The following is a 9,905-nucleotide window of genomic DNA, read 5'->3' as shown; positions in this document are numbered from 1 at the left end:
TCGGCCATCCCGGCGATGATCTCGTTGCGCGGCAATGTTTCCAGCGTGGACAGGTCCACCAGCACTGCCAGGGGTTGATGGAATGCGCCGACCAGGTTCTTACCTGCGTCCGTGTTGATGCCGGTCTTGCCGCCGACGGCCGCGTCCACCATGCCGAGCAGAGTGGTCGGCACGTGCACGATCGCGACGCCCCGCAACCAGGTGGCCGCTGCGAAACCCGCGACATCGGTGGCCGCGCCGCCGCCGAGGCTGACCAGGGCGTCTTTGCGGCCGATCCCGATGCGCCCCAACACCTCCCAGATGAAACCCACGACGGGCAGCTCCTTGCCCGCCTCGGCGTCGGGGATTTCGATGCGGTGCGCGTCGACGCCCTTGTCGGCCAGCCGGGTTCGGATGGCCTCGGCGGTGTGCGCCAGCACCGGTTGATGCAGGATCGCGACCCGGTGCCGTCCGGACAGCAGTTCGTCCAGTTCGCCGTGCAGGCCGGCCCCGATCATCACCGGGTACGGCGGGTCGACGGCCACCTGCACACTGACCGTCCCGTGGTGCTCGCTCATTGGCCGGCCACCGGCATGTTCCGCGGGCTCTCGAGCCGGGAGAGGATCTGGCGGACCACCGCACCGGGATTGCGCCGGTTGGTGTCGACCCGGATGGTGGCGATGCGCCGGTAGAGCGGAATCCGCGCCGCCATCAGGGCACGATACTTCTCGGCGCGGTCCTCGCCGGCCAGCAGCGGCCGCGCCGTGTTGCCGCCGGTGCGCCGCACCCCTTCCCGGGCCCCGATCTCCAGGTAGACCACGGTGTGGCCGCCGAGCGCCTCGCACACCCCGGGGCTGGTGACGGCGCCGCCGCCGAGTGACACCACACCGTCGTGTCCGGTAAGGGCCGCGCGCACCACCTGTTCCTCGATGCGCCGAAACTCCTGCTCCCCGTCGGTGGCGAAGATGTCGGCGATGCTGCGTCCGGTCTGCTGCTCGATCGCGGCATCGGTGTCGAGCAGATCGACCCCGAGCGCCTTGGCCAGCCGGCGCCCGATGGTGGACTTGCCCGACCCCGGCAATCCGACGAGAACCGCCTTCGGTGCCATGGACACGCCCCGCCTAACCCCGAACGGCCTGGGCCCGGGCCGCCGGCGACTCGCGGTCGGCGACCGCCCGCCGGTACGCCTGGATGTTGCGGCGGGTTTCGGTCAGCGAATCGCCACCGAACTTCTCCAGCGCCGCGCGTGCCAGCACCAGCGCCACCATGGTCTCGACCACGACGCCGGCCGCCGGCACCGCGCACACGTCCGAGCGCTGGTGGATGGCGACGGCCTCATCGCCGGTCGCCATGTCGACAGTGGCCAACGCCCGCGGCACGGTCGAGATCGGCTTCATCGCCGCCCGCACCCGCAGCGGTTGTCCGTTGGTCATGCCGCCCTCCAGGCCACCCGCCCGGTTGGTCGAGCGCGCGACGCCGTCGGCGCCCGGGTACATCTCGTCGTGCGCACGGCTCCCGCGGCGGCGCGCGGTCTCGAACCCGTCGCCGATCTCGACGCCCTTGATCGCCTGTATGCCCATGACGGCGGCGGCGAGCTGGCTGTCCAGCCGGTTCTCGCCGCTGGTGAACGATCCCAGGCCGACCGGCAGGCCCAGCGCCACCACCTCAACCACGCCGCCGAGGGTATCGCCGTCCTTCTTGGCCGCCTCGATCTCGGCGATCATGTCCCGTTCGGCCGCCTTGTCGAACGCCCGGACCGGGCTTTCGTCGATTTCCGCCAGGTCCTCCGGGCGCGGGGGCGGACCGTTGTAGGGCGCCGAGGGGCCGATAGCGACGACGTGCGAGAGCACCTCGACCCCCAGGGCCTGACGCAGGAACGAGCGCGCGACGGTGCCCGCGGCGACCCGGGCGGCGGTCTCCCGCGCGCTGGCACGCTCCAGCACCGGGCGGGCGTCGTCGAATCCGTACTTGAGCATGCCGGCATAGTCGGCATGTCCGGGCCGCGGCCGCGTGAGCGGGGCGTTGCGCGCCGAGTCAACCAGCTCCGCCGGATCGACGGGGTCGGCGGCCATGACGGTCTCCCACTTCGGCCATTCCGTGTTGCCGATCTCGATGGCGATGGGGCCGCCCAGCGTGACGCCGTGGCGTATTCCGGACAGGACAGTCACCGCGTCGCGCTCGAACTTCATCCGGGCGCCCCGGCCGTAGCCGAGGCGCCGACGAGCCAGCTGTTCGGAGATGTCGGCGGAGGTGACTTCCACGCCGGCGACCATGCCGTCGACCACGGCCACCAACGCGCGGCCATGCGACTCCCCGGCGGTGATCCAGCGCAACACGCGTCCTATCTTCCCATCCTCAGGGCGTCGCTGAGAATTGGGCGACCAGCAGATCGACGCGGTCGTCGTCGCGACCGGGGCGCAGCCGGCCGCTGTGCGCCAGCGTGGTCAGTCCGTGCAGCGCGGCCCAGAGCACCTCGGTAAGCGTGTCGAGGTCCTCATCGGCCGCCAGCGGCGCGAGCGCCTCCCGTAACCCGGCGAAGGCGGCCGTCATCGGCTGCGGCGTGTCGGCGGCGGCGAAGCGCAACGTGGTGGCCCGGGTGAACATCGCCGCGTAGAGGGCGGGGTTTTCCCGGGCAAAGTCGAGATAGGCGTGCGCAATCGGCCGCAGCGCCTGCTCGGGTGTTGCGGCATCCGACCGCGCCCGCCCGAGCGCCTCGGCGAGTTCGGTGAATCCGTCGACGGCCACCGCGGCGGCGATGTCATCCATGCTCGAAAAGTGCTTGTACAGCACCGGCTGGCTGTACTCGATCTCTGTGGACAACCGGCGTGTGGTTACCGCGTCCCATCCTTCGGCCTCGGCGAGCCTGCGCGCCGTGTCGGTGATCAGGCGACGGCGGGCCGCCCGATCCCGGGCGCGACGATCCTCGATGGCCATAACCGAGAATAGCATTGCTCGAAACTCTAGCGGTGCTATTGACAGCTGCGCCTCGGGGGGTTAGCGTTGCTAACACCTACGAGCGATGGGAGTTCGAGACATGACAACCTCCGGACGGCGCCTGGCCGAGACGTTCACGCGGATGCTCAACGAGCACGATCCCGATCTGGTGGACCGGTTCGTGGCCCCCGACTACCGAAACCACAACGCGTTCGTCGACGACGGTCGCGAAGCAAACCGCAGGTTCTGGGCCGGTTTCTTCGACGCCCTGCCGGACCTGACCGCGACCATGGAAGACCTGGTCGTCTCCGGCGACCGGGTGGTCGGGCGCTTCGTCTATCGAGGCACTCACGCGGGCGAACTGATGGGCATCCCGGCGACGGGCCGGCGCGTCGAGATGAGGTCGATCGACATCTGGCGGGTGGAAAACGGGATGTTCGCCGAGCACTGGGACGAGCTGAACACGCTCGAACTGTTCGCCCAGCTGGGTGGGCTGCCGCAGCCGGCGCCGGGTGGTGCGTCATGATCGAGTTGGCCAAGCTGGCTGCGCTGGTCGCGGTGCTGGGGACCGCAATCGTCTACGGCACCGACGCCTTCTGCGCGCTGGTGCAGCGGCCGGCCCTGGACCGGGTCGACGACCGATCCCTGGTCGCCGTGATGGGCAACGTGCATCGCTACGGCGACCGGCGAATGCGGCTTCCCGGGGTGGTGGGCGCTGCCGCCGCGGCCGCGGCCGCCGCGCTCGCCGCGCTGGCCGGACGATGGTCCGCGGCCGGCACGGCCGGCGCCGCCGTCGCCCTGCTGCTGGTCTGGATCGTCCTGTATCTACGGGTGAGCGCGCCGATCAACCGACGGTTGACCGCGGCCGCCGCGGCCGGTGAAGTCCCCCCGGATGCGCGTGTGCTGCAACGCAATTGGGATCGCATCATCACCGCGAGAGCCGTGCTGCAGGGCCTGGCCACCGCCGCATTGTGCATAGCGCTGGCGATGTGACGAGGGCAATCATGTTTCAGCTGAGGATTTACACGCTCCGTTCGGTCGAGGCACTCACCGACTACGCCACCGTTCACTGGGCCCGCCACGTGCCCACCTTCGAAGCGTTCGGGATCACGACCCACGGCATCTGGACCGAACGCGACGGCGACGCGCACCGACTGGTCGCCTTGATCTCGTTTCCCGACGGCGCCGACCCGACGACGATCGCCCGCGAACTCATGGCGAGCCCGGAATTCGCGGCCGACATGGACGGCTTCGACCCACGCGACATCGTTGCCGTCGAGGCCATCCTGCTGGATGCGACGCAGTCCTCTCCCGTTCACTGAACCGCCAACGCGACCGCGGCGGCGCTCGCCAGACACATCGCCGGCCCGTGCGGCACCGTGCGTACCCCGCGCCACAGCGCGACCACACCCCACAACGCCGTCAGCAGCGGCCCGCCCAGCGCCGCCAGAAACCACACATGGACACCGAAGCACCCGGTCAACGCGCCCAGGCCGATCGCCAGCTTGACGTCCCCGGCGCCCATCCCCGCCGGCGCCACCAGATGCACCAGCAGGTACAGGCCTGTCAGCGCCGCCGCTCCGGCCGCCGCCGGCAACCCGCGCCCCGCGAGGGCGGCGGCCAGCATAATCGCGCCGGCCCCGGGCAACGTCAGCGCGTTGGGCAACCGGCGCTGCCGAATGTCACAGACGCACAGCGCTGCCATCCACACCAGCACGGCCGCCGCCAGCACGCCCGCAGGCTAGCGCAACGCCGCTGCCATGACCGCTCGCGGCGCGGGCAGCCCGGTGAACTGCTCGACCTGGGCAAATGCCTGGTGCAACAGCATCTGCAAACCGCCGATCACCCGACCCCCCGCGGCGGCGACCGCCCGGGCCAGCGGTGTCGGCCATGGCTCGTAGACGGCGTCCAGCAACACCGGAATCGGGGCGAACGCGGCGGCGTAACCCGACGCCACGTCGGCCGGAATGGTGCTGACCAGGACCTCCGCGGCCGCCACCTCGTCGGCCAGCTCACCGCCGTCCAGGGCGCAGAACCGCGTCGGCACGCCGATCCGGGTTCCCAGATCCACCAACCGGGCCGCCTTCTGCGGGTTGCGTGCAACGACCGTGACGCCCGGCACGCCGAGTTCGGCCAGACCTACGACGGCCGCCGGCGCGGTGCCGCCCGATCCACAGACGAGCGCCCGTCCAGAGGCCGACCCGAGGGCCCCGGCCACGCCGTCGACGTCGGTGTTGTCGGCGCGCCACCCGGTCGGGGTGCGCACCAGGGTGTTCGCCGATCCCACGAGGGCGGCGCGTTCGGTGTGCGCGTCGGCGAATCGCAGGGCGGCGAACTTGTCGGGCATGGTCACCGATACACCCACCCATTCCGGACCGAACGCTCCGACCACGCCCGGCAATTCGTCGGCGCCGCACTCGATGCGCTCGTACGTCCAGTCGTGCAGGCCCAGCGCGCGGTAGGCGGCCAGATGCAGGTCGGGGGACCGGGAGTGCGCGATGGGCCTGCCGAGCACCCCCGCCTTTCGCGCGATGCCCTCAGCGAGCACTGTCGAGGACACCGTTGCGCTTGGCCAGCTCGATGTTGGCCAAATGCTGTTGATAGTCCTTGGTGAACAGCGTGGTGCCCTGGGCGTCGATCGTGACGAAGTACAGCCAATCGCCGGGCTCGGGATGCTCGGCGGCGTTCAGCGCCTCGATCCCGGGTGAGTCAATCGCCGTGGCGGGCAGGCCCTGCGACACGTAGGTGTTCCATGGCGTCTTCTGGGCGCGGTCGGCGTCGGTGGTTGCCACCTCGCGGCGGTCCAGCGGATAGTTCACCGTCGAGTCGAACTCCAGCGTGTGGCGATTCTGCAGGCGGTTGTAGATCACCCGCGCCACCTTCGCGAAATCCTGGCTGTTGGACTCTTGTTGCACCAGCGACGCCACCACCAGGATGTCGTAGGGCGACAGGCCCATGACCTGTGCCGAGTCCAGCAGACCAGACTTCATGTATTCGACGGCCCCGGCGCTGATCAGGGTGGTCAGGATGCTTTCGGCCGAGGCCGACGGATCGATGTTGAAGGTCCCCGGCGCGATCAGGCCTTCGATCCGCCGATGGTCCTTGCCCAGCTCGTTGACGGGTTCGATGGCCCACGGCGGCACCGCCAACGTCACGGGACTGCTGTCGGTAGCCGCCGCGCGCAGATCGTCCACCGAGACGCAGCGCCGCTGACCGTCGAGATCCACGCAGGTGGCGCGCGAAATCAGGCTGAGGATGCCGGGATTGGTCTTGTTGGTCTTCATGTCGGTGGTGTCGTCGAGCTGGCGGCCTTCCGGGATCACCAGGCGTCCCACCCTGCTGTTCGGGTCGGCCAACCGCGCGACGGCATTGGCCGCGGGGATCTCGGTGCGCATGCGGTAGAAGCCGGGCTGGATCGCGTTGATCGAGCTGTTTCCGTGCGCGGCGTTGACGAACGCCCGGACCGTTTTGACCACCCGCTGGTTCTGCAGCGTCTGCCCGACCATGGTGGTCGAATCGCCCGCCTGCACGTGAATCACGATGTCGCTCTTGCCGCTGCCGGTGTAGTCGTCACCCGCCCCGAACACCGTGTTCCAGAGCCGGGTGCCGACGAAGACGACGCCCACCATGATCACGATGAGCAGCGCAAGCGCGAGGCGGCCGGCGAAGCGCCGCCGCCGGCGGTCGCGTTCGGCGCGATTCCGGGCGAGGCGGCTCATCCCGCGCCGGGGCGGGCCGACGGCCTCCGGCTCGACCCGCTGGCCCCGTGCACTGTCAACCATCGCTGTCCCCCCTGGTCGCCGCGCGGCGCTCGTCCAGCCAGCTCTGCAGGATCGCCACCGCGGCCGCCTGGTCGATCACCGCACGCTGATCTCTGGCCCGCACTCCCGCCGCGCGCAGTGACCGTTGGGCGCTGACGGTGGTCAGCCGCTCGTCGGCCAGCCGCACGGGTGTTGGGGCGATCCGCAGGGCCAGCGCCTCGGAAAGTTCGATCGCGTCCCGCGCCGAAGTTCCGGTGCGGTTGGCCAGCGTCCGTGGCAACCCGATGACCACCTCGACCGCGTCGAGTTCGGCGGCGAGCTCGGCGAGCCGACGCACATGCCTGCCGGAACGGTCGCGGCGCACCGTCTCCACCGGGGTGGCCAGGATGCCGTCGGGGTCGCTGACGGCCACACCGATGCGCACGCTGCCGACGTCGACACCGAGGCTTCTCCCACACCGCATCCCGGGTCTTGGTCCCCGCCCGGGGTCCTGATCAGGATCGCCGGGCCGGTCGGGTAGCCGGTGATGTGCGGAAACCACTCAACCGACCCGCGCTATCTCGGAACGTACCGCCTCGAGGGCCGCGTCGATGCGCGTCGGATCCTTACCTGAGCCCTGCGCCAGGTCGGCCTTCCCGCCCCCCCGACCGTCCACCGCCGCGGCGAGCTGCTTGACGAGGTCGTCGGCGCGGATACCGAGGTCCTGGGCGGCCGGGTTGACCGCGACCACGTACGGCACGCTCTTGTCGTCGCCCGCGGAATTATCCGCGATCAGCACCACCACCGCGGGATCGCTGCCCAACTTGCCGCGGATGTCGCCGACCAGCGAGCGCAGATCGCCCGCCGTCATCGCGCCGGACATCCGCTGGGCCACCACACGGACGTTACCGATCCGCTCCGCGCCGGCCACGGCGTTGGCCGCCGCTGCCCTGGCCCCCGCCAGCCGGGCGCGTTCGAGTTCTTTCTCGGCGGCCCTCAGCCGCTCCACCAGGTTGGCCACCCGGGCGGGCACCTCCTCGGAGGGCACCTTCAGCGACGACGCCAGCCCCGCCATCAGCGCACGCTCCTTGGCCAGGTGGCGGAACGAGTCCAGCCCGACGTAGGCCTCCACCCGGCGAATGCCGGAGCCGATCGACGATTCGCCCAGGATGGTCACCGGGCCGATCTGCGCCGAGTTGTGCACATGGGTTCCGCCGCACAGCTCGAGGGAGAACGGTCCGCCGATCTCCACCACCCGCACCTCGTCGGGATAGGCCTCGCCGAACAGCGCCATCGCCCCCATCGCCTTGGCCTTGTCGAGCCGCTCGGTGAAGGTGTGCACCTCGAAGTCGGCCTGCACGGCCTCGTTCGTCACCTCTTCGATCTGAGTGCGCTGGTCCTCGGTCAGCGGACCCTGCCAGTTGAAGTCGAAGCGCAGGTAACCCGGCCGGTTCAGCGATCCCGCCTGAACGGCGTTGGGCCCCAGCACCTGGCGCAGCGCGGCGTGCACCATGTGGGTGCCCGAGTGCCCCTGCGTGGCACCGCGCCGCCAGCCCGGGTCCACCGCGGCGACGACGGTGTCGCCCTCCACGAATTCCCCGGACTCGACGTTGACCCGATGCACCCAAAGGGTTTTGGCGATCTTCTGCACATCGGTGACGGCCGCCCGGGCGGCCTCGTTGGCGCCGGTCCCACTGATGGTGCCCTCATCGGCGATCTGCCCGCCCGACTCGGCGTAGAGCGGGGTGCGGTCCAGCACCAGCTCGACCCGGTCCACCCCCGCCGGATCCCCGTGCGCGCCGTGCGCGACCACGGGGACCCGCTTGCCGTCCACGAAGATGCCGAGAATGGTTGCCTCGGAAGTCAACTCGTCGAACCCGGTGAATTCGGTGGGACCGGCGTCGACTAGCTCGCGGTAGGCGCTCAGGTCGGCATGCGCATGCTTGCGGGCGGCGGCGTCGGCCTTGGCGCGACGGCGCTGCTCGGCCATCAGTTCGCGGAAGCCCAGTTCGTCGACCTGCAGCCCGGCCTCGGACGCCATCTCGAGGGTGAGCTCGATCGGGAAGCCGTAGGTGTCGTGCAGGGTGAAGGCGTCCGAACCGGAAATCGATTTGGCGCCAGCGGCCTTGGTGGTGCCCGCCACCTCCTCGAACAGCCTGGAACCCGATGCCAGCGTGCGGTTGAACGCGGTCTCCTCGGCGACGGCGATGCGCCTGATGCGGTCGAAATCGGCGACCAGTTCGGGGTAGGACGGGCCCATCGCGTCGCGCACGGTGGCCATCAGGTCGCCGACGACCGGATCCTCGATGCCCAGCAGCTTGGCCGAGCGAATCACTCTGCGCAGCAGGCGGCGCAACACGTACCCGCGCCCGTCGTTGCCCGGGCTGACGCCGTCGCCGATCAGGATCGCCGCGGTGCGGCTGTGGTCGGCGATGATGCGGTAGCGCACGTCGTCGTCGCGGTTGCCTTCTGGACCAGGAACGTCATACCCGCGCGGTGCGCGCGTCGCGACCAAATCGATGACCGGGCGCAGCAGGTCGGTTTCGTAGACATTGTGCACGCCCTGCAGCACGAACGCGACCCGCTCGACACCCATGCCGGTGTCGATGTTCTTGCGGGGCAACGGACCGAGTATCTCGAAATCCGTCTTGCCGGTGCCCTCGCCGCGTTCGCTCTGCATGAACACCAGGTTCCACAGCTCGACGTAGCGGTCCTCGTTGGCAATCGGGCCGCCGCCGACGCCGAATTCTTCGCCGCGGTCGTAGTAGATCTCCGAGGACGGGCCGCACGGTCCCGGGATGCCCATCGACCAGTAGTTGTCTTCCATGCCGCGGCGCTGGATCCGCTCCGCCGGCAGACCGGCGATCTCCTGCCACAGCTGTAAGGCCTCGTCGTCGTCGAAATAGACTGTCGCCCAGAGCCGTTCGGGGTCCAACCCGTACCCGCCGTCGTCGACGCCGTTGGTCAGCAGCGACCAGGCCAGTTCGATCGCCCGGCGCTTGAAATAGTCCCCGAACGAAAAATTGCCGGCCATCTGGAAGAAGGTGTTGTGCCGGGTGGTGATGCCCACCTCGTCGATATCCGGGGTGCGGATGCACTTTTGGATGCTGGCGGCCGTCGCGAACGGCGGGGTGCGCTGCCCGAGGAAGTACGGCACGAACTGGACCATGCCGGCGTTGACGAAGAGCAGGTTCGGGTCGTCGAGGATCACCGATGCGCTCGGCACCTCGGTGTGGCCCGCCTTCACGAAAT

The 9,905-nt window shown here is 69.9% G+C and carries 12 protein-coding genes; 3 read left to right on the top strand and 9 right to left on the bottom strand.

Going from position 1 to position 9,905, the window contains the following annotated elements; all coding sequences use genetic code 11:
- The 4 genes from JO059_RS21105 to JO059_RS21090 form a co-directional block, all read right to left on the bottom strand.
- Window positions 1-557, bottom strand: a 557-nt coding sequence (locus JO059_RS21105; protein ID WP_293322360.1) for an iron-containing alcohol dehydrogenase, incomplete at its 3' end; no start/stop codon positions are given.
- Complete coding sequence (locus tag JO059_RS21100; protein ID WP_293322358.1) at window positions 554-1,087, bottom strand: shikimate kinase; 534 nt, start codon at window positions 1,085-1,087, stop codon at window positions 554-556. The genes JO059_RS21100 and JO059_RS21105, both read right to left, overlap by 4 nt.
- Before the next feature lie 13 nt (window positions 1,088-1,100).
- Window positions 1,101-2,315, bottom strand: a complete 1,215-nt coding sequence (gene aroC / locus JO059_RS21095) for a chorismate synthase (RefSeq protein WP_293322356.1) — start codon at window positions 2,313-2,315, stop codon at window positions 1,101-1,103.
- Window positions 2,316-2,334: 19 nt separating this feature from the next.
- Complete coding sequence (locus JO059_RS21090) at window positions 2,335-2,913, bottom strand: TetR/AcrR family transcriptional regulator (protein ID WP_293322364.1); 579 nt, start codon at window positions 2,911-2,913, stop codon at window positions 2,335-2,337.
- 100 nt (window positions 2,914-3,013) lie between these two features.
- Here JO059_RS21090 and JO059_RS21085 point away from each other — a divergent pair, with 100 nt between their 5' ends.
- The 3 genes from JO059_RS21085 to JO059_RS21075 are packed head-to-tail and all read left to right on the top strand — an operon-like array spanning window position 3,014 to window position 4,235.
- On the top strand, window positions 3,014-3,439 hold the full coding sequence (locus JO059_RS21085) for an ester cyclase (protein WP_293322354.1): 426 nt from the start codon (window positions 3,014-3,016) through the stop codon (window positions 3,437-3,439).
- Window positions 3,436-3,906: a DUF1772 domain-containing protein gene (locus JO059_RS21080; RefSeq protein ID WP_293322352.1), complete on the top strand. Its 471-nt coding sequence runs from the start codon at window positions 3,436-3,438 to the stop codon at window positions 3,904-3,906. The genes JO059_RS21085 and JO059_RS21080 overlap by 4 nt, the downstream gene beginning before the upstream one ends.
- Window positions 3,907-3,917: 11 nt before the next feature.
- Window positions 3,918-4,235: an NIPSNAP family protein gene (locus tag JO059_RS21075; RefSeq protein WP_293322350.1), complete on the top strand. Its 318-nt coding sequence runs from the start codon at window positions 3,918-3,920 to the stop codon at window positions 4,233-4,235.
- Here JO059_RS21075 and JO059_RS21070 read toward each other — a convergent pair.
- From JO059_RS21070 to alaS, 5 genes are all read right to left on the bottom strand, one after another.
- Window positions 4,229-4,645: an A24 family peptidase gene (locus JO059_RS21070; RefSeq protein WP_293322348.1), complete on the bottom strand. Its 417-nt coding sequence runs from the start codon at window positions 4,643-4,645 to the stop codon at window positions 4,229-4,231. The two genes, JO059_RS21075 and JO059_RS21070, sit on opposite strands and share 7 nt — an antisense overlap.
- A gap of 9 nt (window positions 4,646-4,654) precedes the next feature.
- Complete coding sequence (locus JO059_RS21065) at window positions 4,655-5,461, bottom strand: shikimate dehydrogenase (RefSeq protein WP_293322345.1); 807 nt, start codon at window positions 5,459-5,461, stop codon at window positions 4,655-4,657.
- Window positions 5,451-6,632: an endolytic transglycosylase MltG gene (mltG, locus tag JO059_RS21060; RefSeq protein WP_293322362.1), complete on the bottom strand. Its 1,182-nt coding sequence runs from the start codon at window positions 6,630-6,632 to the stop codon at window positions 5,451-5,453. Before mltG ends, JO059_RS21065 begins: the two co-directional genes overlap by 11 nt.
- Window positions 6,633-6,687: 55 nt before the next feature.
- Window positions 6,688-7,215, bottom strand: a complete 528-nt coding sequence (gene ruvX, locus JO059_RS21055) for a Holliday junction resolvase RuvX (protein ID WP_293322343.1) — start codon at window positions 7,213-7,215, stop codon at window positions 6,688-6,690.
- Window positions 7,216-9,905 (bottom strand): alanine--tRNA ligase (gene alaS, locus JO059_RS21050; protein WP_293322341.1); only part of this gene is annotated, 2,690 nt, incomplete at its 5' end.

The sequence above is a fragment of the Mycobacterium sp. genome (assembly GCF_019247615.1).
Classification (GTDB): domain Bacteria; phylum Actinomycetota; class Actinomycetes; order Mycobacteriales; family Mycobacteriaceae; genus Mycobacterium.
This window is presented reverse-complemented; position numbering and strand designations above follow the sequence as displayed.